At 60.0% G+C, this 16,004-nt stretch carries 18 protein-coding genes and 3 tRNA genes; 4 read left to right on the top strand and 17 right to left on the bottom strand.

What is annotated here, in order from left to right:
• Positions 1-44: 44 nt before the first annotated feature.
• The 5 genes from AACH73_RS14505 to rplM form a co-directional block, all read right to left on the bottom strand.
• On the bottom strand, positions 45-305 hold the full coding sequence (locus AACH73_RS14505) for a DUF1467 family protein (protein WP_272742646.1): 261 nt from the start codon (positions 303-305) through the stop codon (positions 45-47).
• Complete coding sequence (locus AACH73_RS14500; protein WP_272742645.1) at positions 305-544, bottom strand: hypothetical protein; 240 nt, start codon at positions 542-544, stop codon at positions 305-307. The genes AACH73_RS14505 and AACH73_RS14500 overlap by 1 nt, the downstream gene beginning before the upstream one ends.
• Before the next feature lies 1 nt (position 545).
• Positions 546-1,478 carry an N-acetyl-gamma-glutamyl-phosphate reductase gene (gene argC / locus AACH73_RS14495; protein WP_338735743.1) on the bottom strand — a complete coding sequence of 311 codons (933 nt, stop codon included), beginning with the start codon at positions 1,476-1,478 and terminating at the stop codon, positions 546-548.
• 245 nt (positions 1,479-1,723) lie between these two features.
• Positions 1,724-2,206 (bottom strand): 30S ribosomal protein S9, encoded by a 483-nt coding sequence (gene rpsI, locus AACH73_RS14490; protein WP_013480297.1) that lies wholly within the window; start codon positions 2,204-2,206, stop codon positions 1,724-1,726.
• Between the two features lie 2 nt (positions 2,207-2,208).
• Positions 2,209-2,685 carry a 50S ribosomal protein L13 gene (rplM, locus tag AACH73_RS14485; protein ID WP_272742643.1) on the bottom strand — a complete coding sequence of 159 codons (477 nt, stop codon included), beginning with the start codon at positions 2,683-2,685 and terminating at the stop codon, positions 2,209-2,211.
• A gap of 276 nt (positions 2,686-2,961) precedes the next feature.
• Between rplM and AACH73_RS14480 the strand changes: the two genes are divergently transcribed.
• Positions 2,962-4,398 carry an alkaline phosphatase PhoX gene (locus AACH73_RS14480; protein WP_272742642.1) on the top strand — a complete coding sequence of 479 codons (1,437 nt, stop codon included), beginning with the start codon at positions 2,962-2,964 and terminating at the stop codon, positions 4,396-4,398.
• A 301-nt stretch (positions 4,399-4,699) separates the two neighbouring features.
• On the opposite strand, the gene AACH73_RS14475 is transcribed toward AACH73_RS14480, so the two are convergent.
• Entirely contained in the window at positions 4,700-5,749 is a 1,050-nt protein-coding gene (locus AACH73_RS14475; RefSeq protein WP_272742641.1) for a COX15/CtaA family protein, read from the bottom strand.
• A 162-nt stretch (positions 5,750-5,911) separates the two neighbouring features.
• Between AACH73_RS14475 and AACH73_RS14470 the strand changes: the two genes are divergently transcribed.
• Both AACH73_RS14470 and AACH73_RS14465 read left to right on the top strand, forming a co-directional pair.
• A complete protein-coding gene (locus tag AACH73_RS14470; RefSeq protein ID WP_272742640.1) occupies positions 5,912-6,181 on the top strand; it encodes a transglycosylase in 270 nt (89 codons plus the stop codon).
• Positions 6,168-6,428 (top strand): DUF2842 domain-containing protein, encoded by a 261-nt coding sequence (locus tag AACH73_RS14465; RefSeq protein WP_272742639.1) that lies wholly within the window; start codon positions 6,168-6,170, stop codon positions 6,426-6,428. Before AACH73_RS14470 ends, AACH73_RS14465 begins: the two co-directional genes overlap by 14 nt.
• Here the strand turns inward: AACH73_RS14465 and AACH73_RS14460 are convergent.
• The 11 genes from AACH73_RS14460 to AACH73_RS14410 all read right to left on the bottom strand — a co-directional run bounded on the left by AACH73_RS14460 (position 6,425) and on the right by AACH73_RS14410 (position 13,709).
• Positions 6,425-6,808: a hypothetical protein gene (locus AACH73_RS14460; protein ID WP_272742638.1), complete on the bottom strand. Its 384-nt coding sequence runs from the start codon at positions 6,806-6,808 to the stop codon at positions 6,425-6,427. The two genes, AACH73_RS14465 and AACH73_RS14460, sit on opposite strands and share 4 nt — an antisense overlap.
• Positions 6,805-7,527 (bottom strand): murein L,D-transpeptidase family protein, encoded by a 723-nt coding sequence (locus AACH73_RS14455; RefSeq protein WP_272742637.1) that lies wholly within the window; start codon positions 7,525-7,527, stop codon positions 6,805-6,807. The genes AACH73_RS14460 and AACH73_RS14455 overlap by 4 nt, the downstream gene beginning before the upstream one ends.
• Before the next feature lie 272 nt (positions 7,528-7,799).
• Positions 7,800-7,876, bottom strand: a tRNA-Pro gene (locus tag AACH73_RS14450).
• Positions 7,877-7,965: 89 nt separating this feature from the next.
• Positions 7,966-8,427 carry a DUF192 domain-containing protein gene (locus AACH73_RS14445; RefSeq protein ID WP_272742636.1) on the bottom strand — a complete coding sequence of 154 codons (462 nt, stop codon included), beginning with the start codon at positions 8,425-8,427 and terminating at the stop codon, positions 7,966-7,968.
• 4 nt (positions 8,428-8,431) lie between these two features.
• The gene (locus AACH73_RS14440; protein WP_272742635.1) at positions 8,432-9,247 is read right to left on the bottom strand and encodes a glutaminyl-peptide cyclotransferase; all 816 of its coding nucleotides are present in this window, start codon (positions 9,245-9,247) and stop codon (positions 8,432-8,434) included.
• A gap of 130 nt (positions 9,248-9,377) precedes the next feature.
• Complete coding sequence (locus AACH73_RS14435) at positions 9,378-9,938, bottom strand: cold shock domain-containing protein (protein WP_272742634.1); 561 nt, start codon at positions 9,936-9,938, stop codon at positions 9,378-9,380.
• A gap of 261 nt (positions 9,939-10,199) precedes the next feature.
• Positions 10,200-10,274 (bottom strand) — tRNA-Glu (locus tag AACH73_RS14430).
• Between the two features lie 26 nt (positions 10,275-10,300).
• Positions 10,301-10,375, bottom strand: a tRNA-Glu gene (locus AACH73_RS14425).
• 68 nt (positions 10,376-10,443) lie between these two features.
• Positions 10,444-12,312 carry a single-stranded-DNA-specific exonuclease RecJ gene (recJ, locus tag AACH73_RS14420; RefSeq protein ID WP_272742633.1) on the bottom strand — a complete coding sequence of 623 codons (1,869 nt, stop codon included), beginning with the start codon at positions 12,310-12,312 and terminating at the stop codon, positions 10,444-10,446.
• Between the two features lie 6 nt (positions 12,313-12,318).
• Positions 12,319-13,287, bottom strand: coding sequence for a class II fructose-bisphosphatase (gene glpX / locus AACH73_RS14415; protein WP_272742632.1), 969 nt, complete (start codon positions 13,285-13,287; stop codon positions 12,319-12,321).
• Positions 13,288-13,313: 26 nt separating this feature from the next.
• Positions 13,314-13,709: a hypothetical protein gene (locus AACH73_RS14410; RefSeq protein ID WP_272742631.1), complete on the bottom strand. Its 396-nt coding sequence runs from the start codon at positions 13,707-13,709 to the stop codon at positions 13,314-13,316.
• A gap of 191 nt (positions 13,710-13,900) precedes the next feature.
• On the opposite strand from AACH73_RS14410, the gene phaC reads away from it, so the two are divergent.
• Positions 13,901-15,943: a class I poly(R)-hydroxyalkanoic acid synthase gene (gene phaC, locus AACH73_RS14405; RefSeq protein ID WP_272742630.1), complete on the top strand. Its 2,043-nt coding sequence runs from the start codon at positions 13,901-13,903 to the stop codon at positions 15,941-15,943.
• Positions 15,944-16,004 lie beyond the last annotated feature (61 nt).

Below are 16,004 nucleotides of genomic sequence, written 5' to 3'. Positions count from 1 at the left end.
TCGCCGTCATTGATCAATGCTAAAAAGGCGGAAATAGGACGGGCCTATCTGGCCGCTGGGATTTCCGGCAGCGGAATGAGGTGATAGTTGACGATCACCAGAACGATAAGCCACACCACCACGGCCACCGCCGTATTGATCAGCAGCTTCTTTTTGAGGTTGTGGAAGACCGGCGCACCGGGATCACCGCCGTCCCTGGTTTTAATACCCGCTTCGTGATGGCTGATATTGCCGAACGGCAGGACGGCGAACAGAGTCACCCACCAGATCATCAGAAGAATGGCAATGCTGGTCAGAGGTCCCATTATGACGCCTTGTCCTTATCCGTCACATCAGGGGAAGATTGGTCCTTTTTGCGGAACATCGTCAAGCCGCCAAACACCACAAACAGGATGATAAAGGTCACCCACGGAAAGCCGCCTTTATGTTCAGAGGTTTCAGCCTTTTCTGCTACCGGCGCCACCGAAGCGGTGGGGGATGCCGGGGCGGTCTGGGCGGAAACCGGCGCAACCGTGATGGCCAGAGCGAGCCAAACCGCTCTCATCTCAGAGCAGTCCGGCGGTTTCGTCGAGGCCCAGCACGAGGTTGAGATTCTGCACCGCCGCGCCCGACGCTCCCTTGCCCAGATTGTCGAACACCGCGACCAGGTTGGCCGTGTCACCGTCTTCCTGACCGAAGACGTGGATCAGCAATTGGTTGGTGTCGCGTAAGGCATCGCCATTGACCGAGGTGGCCGCCGCTGTTTCTTCGGGCGAAGCGACGCGCACAAAGGGTTCACCGGCATAGTGGGCGGTGAGGATGTTGTAGATGGTGGGCAGGTCAGGCGCATCCGGCAGGGCCCACAGGTGCAGTGGCACCTCGACGATCAGGCCTTGCGCAAAATTGGCGACGGTCGGCGAGAAAATCGGCGCGGTTTCCAGCCCGGCATAGAGCTGCATTTCCGGCAGGTGCTTGTGCGTCAGGCCGGTGGCATAGATGCGTTCGCGCCCCTGCCCGCTTTCGAACTCCGCGATCATGGCCTTGCCGCCGCCGCTATAGCCGGTCAGCGACGTGGCCACCATCGGGAAGAATGGCGGCAGGACGCCCAGTTCGACCAGAGGCCGCGTCAGGGCAATGAAGCCGGTGGCGTGGCAACCGGGATTGCTGATGCGCTTTGAGGCGCGGATGAGATCGCGCTGATCCTCGGTCATTTCGGGAAAGCCGTAGGTCCAGCCCTCAGCGACGCGGTGCGCCGTCGAAGCGTCAATCACCACCACGTCCGGATTTTCGATCAGGGCTACAGCCTCCTTCGCCGCCTCATCGGGCAGGCAGAGGATGACGGCATCGGCGGCATTGAGCGCTTCGCGACGGGCTTCGGTGTCCTTGCGGCGATCATCGCTCAGGCGGATCAGGTCGATCTCCGGGCGCTTTTCCAGCCGCTCGCGGATTTGCAGACCGGTGGTGCCGGCTTCGCCGTCGATGAAAACCTTATGGGACATGATACGCTCCTTGGTCAGCGGACGAAAGATACCCCACCACCACATCTCGCTTGCTTCGCAAGCTCGTGCGGTCCCCCTCCCCAACACGTTGGGGAGATATGAAGTCAGAGCGTCTTATTGGGAAAACAGCCCTGAAAAAAGCGAAAAACACCCCCAAGACGACCAAACCGCCGCCCCGAGGGTGTTTTTCTCCGTATTCCGGAAGGGGGCACTTGGGGGAAACAAAGTTTCCCCCAAGACCTCCATTAGCGCTTCGAGAACTGGAAGGAACGGCGAGCCTTGGCGCGGCCGTACTTCTTACGCTCGACGACACGCGAGTCGCGCGTCAGGAAGCCCGCGGCCTTCAGCGCCGGGCGCAGGGCGGGCTCGTAATAGGTCAAAGCCTTAGACAGGCCGTGACGGATAGCACCCGCCTGACCCGACAGACCCGAACCGTGGACCGAGACGATGACGTCGAATTGCGACGCGCGGTCGGTCAGGTTCAGCGGCTGAGCGATCATCATGCGCAGAACCGGACGCGCGAAATAGACTTCCTGCGCGCGGTCGTTGATGATCCACTTGCCCGAACCCGGCTTGATCCAGACGCGGGCGACGGCGTTCTTACGCTTGCCGGTGGCATAGGCGCGGCCGTACTTGTCGAGTTGCTGAACGCGCTCGACCGGCGCATTTTCAGGGTTCGACGACAGGGAAGCGAGGGCTTCGAGGCCTTGAGCTTGAACTTCAGACATTCTTAGACGCTCCGGACGTTCTTGCGGCTCAGGGCCTTGAAGTCGATGACTTCCGGCGATTGAGCTTCGTGGGGGTGCTCCGAACCGGCGTAGATACGCAGGTGGGTCATTTGGGCGCGGGCCAGCGGCGATTCCTTGGGCAGCATACGCTCAACCGCCTTGGTCAGGACGCGCTCAGGGTACTTGCCGCTGAGGATCTGACCCATGGTGCGTTGCTTAACGCCGCCGGGGTGACCGGTGTGCCAGTAGAAGATCTTGTCCGTCAGCTTCTTGCCGGTGTAGTGCACCTTGTCGGCATTGATGACGATGACGTAGTCGCCGGAATCGACGTGCGGGGTATAGTCCGGCTTGTGTTTGCCGCGAAGACGCATGGCGATGAAGGAAGCCAGACGGCCAACAACGGCGTCCTGGGCGTCAATCACGATCCACTTCTTCTCGACATTGGCGGGCTTGAGCGCCGCGGTCGCAGAGGTAAGCATGGGAGATTCCTTTGGTGAAATCCGGGGTTTGAAACGGGTGCTTCCCGCCGTGACAGACGCCACCGCCGGAAAAGTCGGGAGCGTATAGACGAGGCAAATAGCCGCGTCAACACTTATTTTTGACAAAAATTGAAACAGGCAATTGTTTTTATTGGTATTTTTGAATTAGGTATTAAATTACCGTATTCAAACGTCATAATTCTGTGCGCCCCTGTCTTTACAGAAGGCGTATCCGATTCCAAACGATACCTTCCCTTCCCGCGCAAAGGTGTTCCCATGTCGCTGTCCCGTCGTACCGTCCTGTCTTCGTCCCTGGCCACCTCTGCGGCCTTTACCGGCATGGCCCTGTGGATCAGCAAGGCCGCCGCGGCCCACCGCCTGACGGAAAATGCGTCTGATACCTATGTCAATCAGATCGAAGGCTATGGCCCGCTGGTGAAGGACCCCAACGGTATCGCCGACCTGCCCGCCGGTTTCACCTATCGCATTTTCTCGCGTCAGGGCGAAACCATGAGCGATGGCCTGATCGTGCCGGGCAAGCACGACGGCATGGCCTGCTTCCCGCACGGCCCGGACACGGTGCTGCTGGTGCGCAACCACGAAATCAAGCATAGCCTCAGCAAGATGGGCCCCTTCGGCGCGCAGAACGAACTGTTTGGCAAGGTCGATGCGGCCAGGGTCTATGACTTCGCGCCCGACGGTCGGCCGCTGCACGGCGGCACCACCACGCTGGTCTATAATATTAAGGAACAGAAACTGGTCAGCCATCACCTGTCGCTGGTCGGCACCTCGACCAACTGCGCCGGTGGCCCGACGCCCTGGGGCTCGTGGCTGACCTGTGAGGAAACCTCGCAAAAGGCCCCCAACGGCGTCGGCAAGGACCATGGCTATGTCTTCGAAGTCCCGGCGCGCGCCGAAGGCCTCGTCAAGGCTGAACCCATCAAGGCCATGGGCCGCTTCGAGCACGAGGCCGTAGCCGTCGATCCCAAGACCGGTATCGTCTATCTGACCGAAGACGCCGGGGACTCGGCCTTCTATCGCTTCATCCCCAAGGTGCCGGGCAAGCTGCGGGAAGGCGGTAGGTTGCAGGCCCTGGTCATCAAGGGCAAGCCGCACGCCCTTACCGACAACAAGAGCGGTATCTTCTGGCAGCAGGGCGACTGGTTTGAAAGCGAATGGGTCGATCTCGACGAGGTCGAAAGCCCCAATAACGATCTGCGCACCCGCGCCCACGCCAAGGGCGCGGCGCAGTTCGCGCGCGAAGAAGGCATTTTCTTCGGCGAGGGCGAGCTTTACTTTACCTGCACCTCCGGCGGTCCCGGCGAAAACGGCCAGATCATGCGCTATGTGCCCAGCCCCCACGAAGGCACACCTCAGGAGGCCCGCGCCCCCGGCCGTATCCAGCTCTTTGCCGAGCCGAACAACGACCTGCTGTTCGACTATGTGGACAATATCGTCGTTTCACCGCGCGGTCAGATCTTCGCCTGCGAAGACCGCTATTCCGACACGCTGAAAAACCATCTGAAGATACTCACCCGTGACGGCAAGGTCACGACCTTCGCCCGCAATACCGAGCCGACCAATTCGGAATGGGCCGGGGTCTGCTTCTCGCCCGACGGCTCGACCATGTTCGTCAACCTGCAAAACCCCGGCTGGACGCTGGCCATCACCGGTCCGTGGGATCGGTTCAGCACGGAAGCGGTCAAGGGGTAAGAAAGACGTGGGGCCTGCGCTCAAACAGCGAAGCGGTAGCGCACTTCAAAGCCCCCACACCCCATCACTGAGTGTTTAAACAGCGAACATCGGCGCGTGTTTGACGTGAAAAAGGGGGGGCTTCGCCCCCAAAATAATCCTTCCCTCACACGCTGTATCTCAGTTTGAGCGCGGATAGGTGTGGGGTGCAGGGGCCTGTGGCCCCTGCGTCTTTCCTTCGGCTTCGCCTCCCCCTCCGTCTTTTTGCCTTTCAGGCAAAAATCCACCTCCCCATGACTGCGGCACAGAGAGGAGGGTCAACTTAAAAATTACGCCGGCGGAAGTCGCGATCGGCGCGGGCGACCTTCCACAGCAGCAGGGTGGCCAGGATCAGCAGCAGGACGGCCCCCAACTGGTGCGTCAGTCCAAAGGCGATATGCACATTGGTCCACAGAGTCGCGACGCCCAGCATGGCCTGACACCAGACCAGCACGCCAAAGGCGGCGGCGATCAGGCGCATGCCGTCATCAAGGCAACGCCGCCACAGCCACAGGACCAGAGCCGTGGCGTAGATAAGCAGGGAGTAGGCGTTGAAGCGGTGCAGGACCTGCACCATGCCCTGATCGTGGACGAAGACGTGCCACAGGCCTTTGGAGTAATCGACAAAGGGCACGATGCGCCCGCCCATCAGCGGCCAGTCATTATAGACCAGCCCGGCATCGTTACCCGCGACCAGCGCGCCCAGCATGGATTGCAGGAAGGTCAGGCCGAACAGACCGGCGACGGCGGCCACCCAGCCACCGGGCGCGCCATGCCCGCGCGATTGGCCGTGCAGGGCTTCATTGGCGGTCCATATGGCAAAAATCATAATGACCAGCGCCAGGCTGAGGTGCGTCATCAGCCGTTCGGGGGCGACGTCGATGCGATTGGCCAGTCCCGAGTGCACCATCCACCAGCCGATCGTCCCCTGCACGCCGATCAGCCCGACAAGTAACGCGCAGCGCCAGATCAGGCGTTGCGGGATGGCCTGCATCAGCAGAAACACGACGAAGGGGATCAGCACGGCGGCACCGATCAGCCGTCCCAGCAGACGATGGCCCCATTCCCACCAGAAGATGAATTTGAACTGCGCCACCGTCATGTTCGCATTGACCTGCTTGAACTGCGGTATCTGCTGGTATTTGGTGAACTCTTCGGCCCACTGGCTGTCATTCAGCGGCGGCACCACACCGTGGATGGGCTTCCATTCGGTGATCGACAGGCCGGATCCGGTCAGGCGCGTGGCGCCACCGACCATGACGATCAGCACGACCATGGCGGCCACGATATAGAGCCAGATGGCCACGGAAGGGGATTTGAGCGGAAGCCTCACCGTTACGCCTCACTGAAAAATAATTGTTGGGTTCCGTCGGGCGGCCCTGTTCAACTGCGGCGAAATAACCTGTAATAGGCTTTGGCCGCGCGCAGTGATTTGCCCACAGGGAGGGGTGAAATTCAAGCGATGCGCGACGGAAAAATGTGAAAGGTTCCACAAATGGGTGTTCAGGACTGGATTCTGGCCGGTATGACGGGGTTCATCGTCGGTTGGATCGCCAACAACCTGACCAAAAGCCGCTACAGCGCCATCATCAATATGTTTGTGGGCATTTTCGGGGCGATCCTGATGACCTTTTTCATCCATATTCTCGATATTTATCCAGATCGCTTTTACACAACCCTGCGAGCGGCGGGCGCCGGTTCGGCCGGTCTTCTGGCGCTGTTTCACCTGACCCGCGCCATCGAGAAGGTCAATGTCAAGAAATGAAACGGGTAAGCCGATGAGCGCAGATGCGACAAAGGGTCTCAGCCTGCCTGTGCGCCGTGTCATCGCCTGTATCGGCATTGTGGTATTTCTGACGGTCTATGTGGTGATCGTTTCCAGCATCGGCCAGAAGCTGCCCGACAATCAGATCGTGCACCTGCTGTATTACGGCCTGTCCGGCATACTCTGGGGGATTCCGGTGCTGCCGATCATAAGCTGGTCCGAGAATTACAAACGCAAGACGCGTTAGATCTGCAGAAAGCTGTCGTCGTCGGAGTCAGGAGGCTTATTACCCACGGCGAAGCCGCTGGCGGCCCACAGGCTCCACAGGGTCAGCACACCGAGCCCCAGCGCACAGATCACCAGACGATCTTCGACCCCCTTCTGCGCGTGCTGAAGCATCCAGACTGAGGCCGCGGTCAGCAGGGCGACACCTCCTATGTGCACCAGTACGTGCAGTATGCCCCGCCTTAAAACCGCCAACAGACCCAGCATCCCGACCACAAAAGCCGCTACGCCAGAGCCCCAGACCACCCACTCAGGTCCGGTCAGCGGCCCGCGCAACGGCACACCGGCGGTGAGCAGCAAAAGCGCGGCAAGACCTGCGAAGACAGCGACGGCGCGGTTCATGGGGCGACCCTATATCTTTTATTAACGATCGTAACATTCAGGTCGGAGTGATTTTGCTCAAACCGGTCATAACCCGCTTTGATATCCATCCAGAAGTCCAACCACGGCGAACCCGCATGGCGTTGAATATTGGGGTCAGTCATGCGGAACGGATAGACGTGCACCTGAAACGCGGTCTGCCCTCCCTTCAAGGCCTCATCAGCTATCAACCAGATTTCCTCAATCCCTTTATCAGTCATGGCATAACAGCCGATTGAGGCACATTTGCCGTGGACCATTAGATAGCTGCCGGTTCTGCGGTTGGCTCGATCAAAGGCATTAGGATATCCGAGGTTGAAAGCCAGATGATATTGGCTATCGGGTTTCATCTGCGCACGTGAGACGCTATAAAAGCCTTCGGGTGACTGCCCATCCCCTTCTTTCTGTTTGGGACCGAGAGCACCGGACCAGCTACAGATACGAAAGGTTTTATAGAGTCGGTATTTGCTCCCCGACTTGACCCAAACCTCCAGTTCATCCGTTTCCTTGAAGATGCGGATGAGTATGGGCTGACCCAGTTGCAGGTCGTTTTGAGTCAAGGACGCCCGGATATGGCTCAGGCGCTCTTTTCGTACCTGTTGAAGGTCTGCCGCGCCCGACTCCCAAGGCTTGACGGCCCAAAGCGAACCGCAAAGAACAACTATGACTGTGACCAGTAATAACCCACGCTTTCCGTTCATGGCATCCCTCCAACTGGTTACAGGATAACGCAAAGTCGCCACGGATGTATCGGTAAATTGAGACAGGGTATTGCGGTCGAGTCAGGCGAGAGGATTGATGCGCCGCGTTTTAACGCGGCTTACCCTTCGGGCGCCTTCGGCGTCCATCGCCCTTTCGGGTCGATGTGGCTACGCTACCCCTTTTGAGCGTCGCGAACCTCTTATCGGTTCGAACCCTGCTCTGAAGATCAATAAAAAAGGGACTGCCCTATAGGCAGTCCCTTTTTTAGTGATGGTCGGGGCGAGAGGATTCGAACCTCCGACCTGCTGCACCCAAAACAGCTGCGCTACCAGGCTGCGCTACACCCCGACACCCTGCCCGCAGGCAAGGCGCGCTTCATGCCACTTCAAAGCCCGTTCCGCAAGCCGTTTTACGCACCACCCACAGGACAAGTCTGCCTATTGCGGCATCGGCCCCTTGCCTTCGAAGAAGCGGTGCGTAATGCGGTCGCCCGGCTTGATCCCCAGAGCATCGGCCTGCCCGCCATTGATTTCCAGAACCGCCGCCGCCGGGCCGAACGAATGCAAAGGTGTTTCGTTCATCGGCATCGTGTTTTTCTGAATGGAGATGACTTCGCCCGACTTGGAAATGTAAATAATATCAAGCGGTATATGCGTATTCTTCATCCAGAAGGCGCGTTCGCGCGCATCCGGAAACAGGAACAGCATCCCCTGCCCCGCCGGCAGATTGTCGCGGTTCATCAGACCGGTTTCTCGCTCCGGCTCATCATCGGCGATTTCCACCTGAAACGCGTGGGTGGCCCCACCTGATAAAACCTGAAGCGCTTCGCGCTCCGGCGGTTTCGGCTGACAGGCGGCCAGAACCACAAACAAGGGAAGCCATTTTACCTTCTTGATCATAGGGTTACCGAAAAACATAGGGTTTACCCGTCGCCTTGTCGATCAGTTCGATCTCAAACAGGGCGGGCCAGTATTTTCCGGTGACCAGCAAATGCTTCGTTTCCGGATTGAAGGCGATACCATTCAGCACGTCGATGCGCTGGGTGATGGCCGGTCCATAGGCCATCAGACCTTTCAGATCGACTATGCCATTGATCTTGCCGTCTTTGGGGTCGATGCGGACGATATAATCGGTCTGCCACACATTGGCATAGACCTGCCCCTCGACATATTCCAGCTCATTGAGCATCTCGATAGGCTCGCCGCGCAGGGTCACCGGCACCTCGCTGACCACCTTGAAGGTCTGCGGGTCCAGAAAGCGCAGCCGGTCGCTGCCGTCGCTGAGGATCAGGTGCGTGCCGTCACCGGTCAGGCCCCAACCCTCCCCCGTGTACGCAAACTCCCCCTTCGGCGCGAAACTGTCGCGGTCCCAGACGAAGGCCTTGCCCTGCGTCCAGGTCAGGCCGATGATGGCGTTACCCCAGGGGGCGACGCCTTCGGCAAAGTAAGGCCGCGCAATCTCGCGTTTGCGTTTGACCTCGCCAGTGGTCAGATCGACCTCGCGCAGCGACGAGGCCCCCGCCATGCCGGTGCTTTCAAACAGACGGCCGTTCTGAATGAACAGGCCTTGTGTAAAGGCCTGCGGGTCGTGCGGATAGACCTTCACGACGCGGTAGGTGTAATGCGCCACCTCAGAAGCGGCAGGGGCCGCAACCGTCGCCGGGGGCGTCGGCGTCTGAGCAAACCCGACGACGGGCGACAGGCCACCGGCCATCAGCATCAGAGAGCATCCAAGGGCTTTGAAAACCGATTTCACCGTTCACACCCACAGAGAAAAACGGAGGCGGGATGTCGCCTCCGTTTGAAATTCGCCGGATTCAATGGCCGTTTCAAGGCCCTTCTTAGAGCCGTCAGACCAGAGCCTTGGGCTGAACCTCGGTGACCACCAGCCCTTTGGGCCCTTCACCGAAACGCACCATCAGGGTGTCGCCCTGCTGAACGTCCTCAAGCCCGAAACGGCGCAGGGTTTCGATGTGGATAAAGATATCGGTCGGGTCGTTGCCGCGCACCACAAAGCCATAGCCCTTGGTACGGTTGAACCACTTGATCGTCGCGGCTTCGAGATCGCCGATTGTCGCCTGAACATTGTGCGTCGAGCGCACAGCCGACGGGTCGCGCGCTTCGCGTAGCGGACCAGTGCCGGTGTCTTCGAGCGACGTAATCTGGATAACCTGCCACCCCTTGGCACGCTTGGCGATCTTGCACTCGATGGCGGCACCTTCGTGCGCCACGTCGCGGCCCAGATCGCGAAGTGCGGATACATGCAGCAGCACGTCACGCATACCGGTCAATTCCGGAGATTGTGGAACGATAAAGCCGTAGCCCTTGCCAGCGTCGAACCACTTAACGCGGCCTGAAATGGCCTTTACGTCTTCCGCCTCGCTGCTCTTTGCGTAATCGTACAAACTCATATTCCTCACCAAGCCCACAGATAATTTTGGTGTGCGAGCACTGTAACATGGATATTTTTAAATGGGCAGCACCTCGTTATCCCCTGCCCCTCTCTTTTTAAAGACGATATGCGAAAATATCGCTTATTGCGAGTAAAAAAGCCGTAATCTTGTCGCATGGGGTAGCGTTTGGCCCATATATGACGTTTTTAACACACACGCGCCTGCGTGGCGTTCACAAATTCGACAAGAAAAATGACGGGAATGGCAGCAGAATGACGGTGGCAGTCCCTAGGGGAGTCGAACCCCTCTTTTCAGGTTGAAAACCTGACGTCCTAACCGATAGACGAAGGGACCGCGTGTCCGTATTCACATGTCCTGACTGGCAGTCCCTAGGGGAGTCGAACCCCTCTTTTCAGGTTGAAAACCTGACGTCCTAACCGATAGACGAAGGGACCGCGTCAAGAGGTGCGCTTGATAGCGTCACGGATTGTCCGTTGCAAGCGCTATTTTCGGCATTCTCACGTCAACTTGTGAATATATGGGCGATATCCTCGATTTCGAACTGCACGCCCTTGCGTCCCATATAGTCGTCCGGTTTAAGCCGCCCCGCCACGTGGATGGCCCCGACCGGATTGAGCAGCGCCGCCCCCACGGCCGTATCCTGCGCCCGCCAGGCAATGGCTTTCAGCCGCTTGCCCCCTTCATCGATCAGGTCGCAGCGCACGTGCCCGCCCTTTAGCGCTGAGGCATAGCCCACCCGCATCCCCGGCAGGACAAACATCGGCTCCGGATTGCCCTGACCGAAGGGCGCCATAATCTCAAAGCGGTCGAGCAAGGCGCGCGTACAGGTTGCCGCGCTGAGCGCTGCATCAATTTCCAGCCGGTCCTTACGGTCGGCTTCCACCGTGGCATGGGCGATGTGGGCGTTCAGGAACGCCCGCAACTCAGGGATCCGCGCGGCGTCGATGCTCAGGCCCGCGGCCATGGCGTGACCGCCCCCCGACAGCAACAATCCGCTTTCAAAGGCCGCCGTCACCGCCTGCCCCAGATTGATGCCGGCCTGAGACCGGCCCGACCCCTTGCCTATCCCCGTAACCGGGTCGATGCCAATGACGATGACCGGCTTGTGCCAGCGTTCACGCAGACGACCCGCTACGATACCGATGACACCCGGATGCCAGTCTTCGTGCGCAACGATAATGACGTGGTCTTCGGCCGCCACCAGCCCCTTTGCATCGGCCATAGCCAGCGCCTGTTCCTGCACGGCGGCTTCAACGTCACGGCGCGTCTTGTTCAGTTCATCCAGTTCCTGCGCCAGCGCCGCCGCCTCATCCGCATCGTCGGTGGACAGAAGCCGCACCCCCAGATCGGCGCGACCGATACGACCGCCGGCATTGATGCGCGGCCCCAGCACAAAGCCGGAATGAAACACCCCGAGCGCTGTTGCCGCATCCTTCGGCTCGCCCCCGGCCACCTGCATCAGGGCGCGGATGCCCGGATTGTTCAGGCGCGACATGACCTTCAGCCCCTGCGAAGCCAGGGCGCGATTGAAGCCGCTGAGTGCCGTCACATCGCAGATGGCCCCGAGCGCCGCCAGATCGAGCCACTGGGTCAGGTCCGGTCTGGGCCGCTCGGCAAACAGCCCGCGCTTTTCGGCTTCGCGGTTAAGCGCCGCCAGCACCACGAAGACTACGCCAGCCGCCGCCAGATTGCCTTGGGCCGAGGTGCAACCGGGCCGATTGGGATTGACCACGGCGCGGCATTTGGGCGGGTCTTCGCGCATGATGTGATGGTCGATCACCACCACCTCAAGCCCGATGCGCGCCGCATAGTCGAGCGCCCTGTGCGCCGATGCCCCGCAATCGACCGTGATGACCAGATCGGCCCCTTCGGCTTTCAGGCGGTCAAAGGCCTTTTCCGACGGGCCATAGCCTTCGAGCATCCGGTCAGGCACATAGACGCTCAGTTCGTGGCCCATATGGCGGAACCAGCGCACGAGTTGCGCCGCCGAGGTGGCGCCGTCCACATCATAGTCGGCAAAGATATAGATCTTCTGCCGGGCCTGAAGCGCATCGAGAATGGCCGCCACCGCCTGCGGCATATCCATGAAGCCATCCGGATCGGGGAACAGCGCTTTCAATGTCGGGCGCAGATAGTCGTCGAGCGACGCCGCCGTGACACCGCGCGCGGCAATGGAACGCGCCACCGGCTCGACAAAGGCCTCTTCCATCAGGTCCTTCAGTGCGATTTGCTGCGTGATCTGACGCAATTCATGCGCGCTGACGCGCTGACTGTCGCGGCGATCCACCCATAACCGGCCCGTCACCGACGTATCGACCCCCAGAAAAGGCGGCCATTCGCTCAGGCTGTAGTGGGCAGTATCATCGGGCATGAGACCTCACGATTGGAGGGGGCGACGCATATACAACTTACGGATAGTCTGAGTCCGCGAAATCATCACCAGACTTTCGGTACTGATAAAAACCTGTCCGTCGGCAGACATTTCCTTCTGCACCCCGTCGAGCAACGCGCCGGGCGTGACGCCCGTGGCGACAAAGACGACATCGGACGAGACCAGTTCGTTCAGACTGTATTTGCGGTCGTAATCGGTCAGGCCCAGACGCTGCGCCCGCTGACGCTCATCATCATTACGGAAGACCAGACGGCCCTGAAACTGACCGCCGACGCATTTCAGCGCCGCCGCTGCGAGCACGCCTTCCGGTGCGCCGCCCAGACCCAGATAGATGTCGATGCCGGTTTCCGGCTGCGCCGTGTGAAAGACGCCGGCAACATCGCCGTCGGTGATCAGATGGACGCGCGCCCCCGCCTTGCGCAGCGAGGCGATAATGCGGTCATGGCGCGGACGATCCAGCACACAGGCCACGATTTCAGACACATCCACGCCCTTGGCGGCGGCCAGGGCCCGCACATTGTCTTCCGGACTAGCGTCCAGATCGACCACACCGTCCGGATAGCCGGGGCCGATGGCGATCTTGTCCATATAGGTGTCGGGTGCGTGCAGCAGGCCGCCGCGCGGCGCAAAGGCCACCACGGTCAGGGCGTTGTTCATGGCCTTGGCCGCCAGAGTCGTCCCTTCCAGCGGGTCAAGCGCGATGTCGATAGCCGGGCCTTTACCCGTACCGACGTTTTCGCCGATAAACAGCATGGGGGCGTCGTCGCGTTCGCCTTCGCCGATAACGATGCGGCCATCCATTTCCAGAGCATTGAGCGCTGAACGCATGGCGTCCACCGCCGCCTGATCCGCCGCCTTTTCATCGCCCTTGCCGATCCAGCCGTGCGCGGCGATAGCGGCATCTTCGGCCACCCGAACAATGTCGAGGCCCAGGTCGAAACCCGTTTGTGACATACGCAATTCCCTGTTTTCTCTATTCTTTATTTCGCCACGGGGGGCGGTTCGGCCCGCGCCCTCAGACGGGCGGCCAGAGTTTCGACGGCGACCTTATCGACACCGGTTTGCACCGGAGCCCCCAGAACGGGGTCGATCCGGGCATTGGCCGCGGCGGCCATGGCGTCCGGGGCCTTCAGTTCCCATGGCAAGGCATCGGCGGTTTTCTGAAGCTGCTCGGCGGTGGCCTTAAGGGCAACGACCTGCTGCCGGATCTGTGCAGGGGTCGGCACGTCCTTCGGCGGCGGCGGAAACTCCGACCACTTTGGGAAGCTGTCGTAGGTGCGCGGTGACGCGGTGTCCTGCGCCGAAGTAGACACAGCGAAAACCCCCATAATCGCACAGGGCAGAAGGAGGGCGTAGATCGCAGACCGCTGGGTCATGATGAGACTCCGCAACCGAAGACGTCCGGGGGTCGAAAAACCGGGCTGATCAAAAGCAAACTTTCGGCGACCTGAACAGCCCTAAAACACGTCATAACGCGATGTTGCACATTATACAGTGAAAATTGTGGCGCAAAGGCTCAGGAAGCGCGTTAGAAAAACACCAAGGACGCGACTCACCGAGGGCCCCCATGACAGAGAAACCGACCGAAAAAACGACCGGGCAAACCGTTTCCAAAGCCAAAACCCGTAAGGCCGCTGCGCCCAAAAAGGTCGTCGCCGCGGAAACCGGGGTCGCGGCCCCTGCCCCTCCGGTGGCCAAAGCGCCGCGCAAGGCCGCCCCAAAGGCGCGCCCCGCGCCCAAGGTTGCGCCACAAGAGGCCCTGCCCCCGCCGAAGCCCGCCGTCGAGGCCCCGGCGGCCTCTGAACCAGCCCCTGAAGGCCCTTTCGACGCCGAGCAGATGAAGGCCATCGAGGACCTGTCGATCAATCTCGCCAAGGCGGCCATCACAGCCCAGACCGCTCTCGCCAGCGCGGTGTTGAAACAGCCGGATTTTAACGGTGCCCCGAACGGCGACCCGTTTCAGGTCGCCCCTGCCATGACCAGCGTCATGACCTCACTGGCTCAGAATCCGGAAAAGGTCATCGAAGCCCAGACCGACCTGATGACCGGCTACATGTCGCTGTGGGCCGAAATGACCCGCCGGTCGCTGGGCGTCGAAAGCGAAGCCGACACCACGCCCAAGGACAAGCGGTTCTCCGATCCGCGCTGGCAGCAAAACCTTGTCTTCGACATGATGCGCAAGTCGTATCTTCTGTCCTCGACCTGGCTCAACAACCTCGTGTCCTCTGTCGACGACGTCGATCCGCTGCATAAGCGCCGGGCCGAGTTTTTCACCAAGCTGGTCACAGACGCCTTTTCGCCTTCTAACTTCCTGATGTCCAACCCGGCGGCTCTCGATACGCTGCTCACCTCCAAGGGCGAAAGCCTGGTCAAGGGGATGCAGAAATTCGCCGACGATCTGGCCCGCGGTGATGGCAAGCTGAAGATTTCTCAGGCCGATTATGCCCATTTCAAGGTCGGCGAAAACGTCGCCACCACGCCGGGCAAGGTGGTGTGGCGCGGGCCCTTGTTCGAACTGCTGCAATATAATCCGACTACGGACGAAGTGCGCGAAACGCCATTGCTCATCTTCCCGCCATGGATCAACAAATACTATATTCTCGATCTGCAATCGAAGAACTCCCTGATTAAGTGGCTGACGGATCAGGGCTTTTCGGTTTTTGTCGTGTCGTGGGTCAATCCGGACGCAGACCTCAAAGACGTCACCTTTGAAGACTATATGTTCGGCGGCATCTACAAGGCCGTATCATTAGTCCGTGAACAGACGGGTTCGCCCAAGGTCAATACCGTCGGCTACTGCATCGGCGGCACGCTGCTGGGCGTCGCTCTGGCCCACATGGCGGCCAAGGGTGACGACAGCGTCTCTTCGGCCACCTTCTTTACCGCCCAGCACGATTTCTCCGAAGCCGGCGACCTGCTCCTGTTCACCAATGAAGCCTGGCTGAAAGAGCTGGAGCGCCAGATGGACGCCGCCGGGGGCGTTCTGCCCGGTGCCGCCATGGCGGATACGTTCAACGCCTTACGCGCCAACGATCTCGTCTGGTCCTTCTTCGTCAATAACTACCTGATGGGTAAGGACCTGACCGCCTTCGACCTTCTGTGCTGGAATGCCGACCAGACGCGCATGCCCAAGGCGTTGCACATGTACTACCTGCGTAAATTCTATCACGAAAACGCCCTGTCTCAGGGCAAGCTCACCATTGCGGGCGTGCCCATCGACCTCAAAAACGTCAAAATCCCCGTCTTTGAGCAGTCTGGCCGCGAAGACCATATCGCCCCGCCGGGCTCGGTGTTCAAATCGGCGCGACTGTTCGGGGGCCCGGTGACCTTCGTCATGGCCGGCTCCGGCCATATCGCCGGCGTCGTCAACCCGCCTGCGGCCCAGAAGTACCAACACTGGATCAACGAGTTGAGCAATGCCAGGGGCTTACCGGAGACTCTTGAGGCCTGGCAAAAGGACGCCGTCGAGCATAAGGGGTCGTGGTGGGACTATTGGGCCCAATGGTTGCACGATAAGTCCGGCCCGATGGTCCCGGCGCGTGACCCGTCCAAGGGTAAGTTCAAACCCGATATGGATGCACCGGGTTCGTATGTTCTGGTAAAATCGTAAGAAGAAGACGCAAGATCGTGGGGCCGCAGGCCCCACACCCCAAAACCGGAAGTCTGATAAC

Source organism: Asticcacaulis sp. DW145 (assembly GCF_037101385.1).
GTDB classification, from domain to species: domain Bacteria; phylum Pseudomonadota; class Alphaproteobacteria; order Caulobacterales; family Caulobacteraceae; genus Asticcacaulis; species Asticcacaulis currens.
This window is presented reverse-complemented; position numbering and strand designations above follow the sequence as displayed.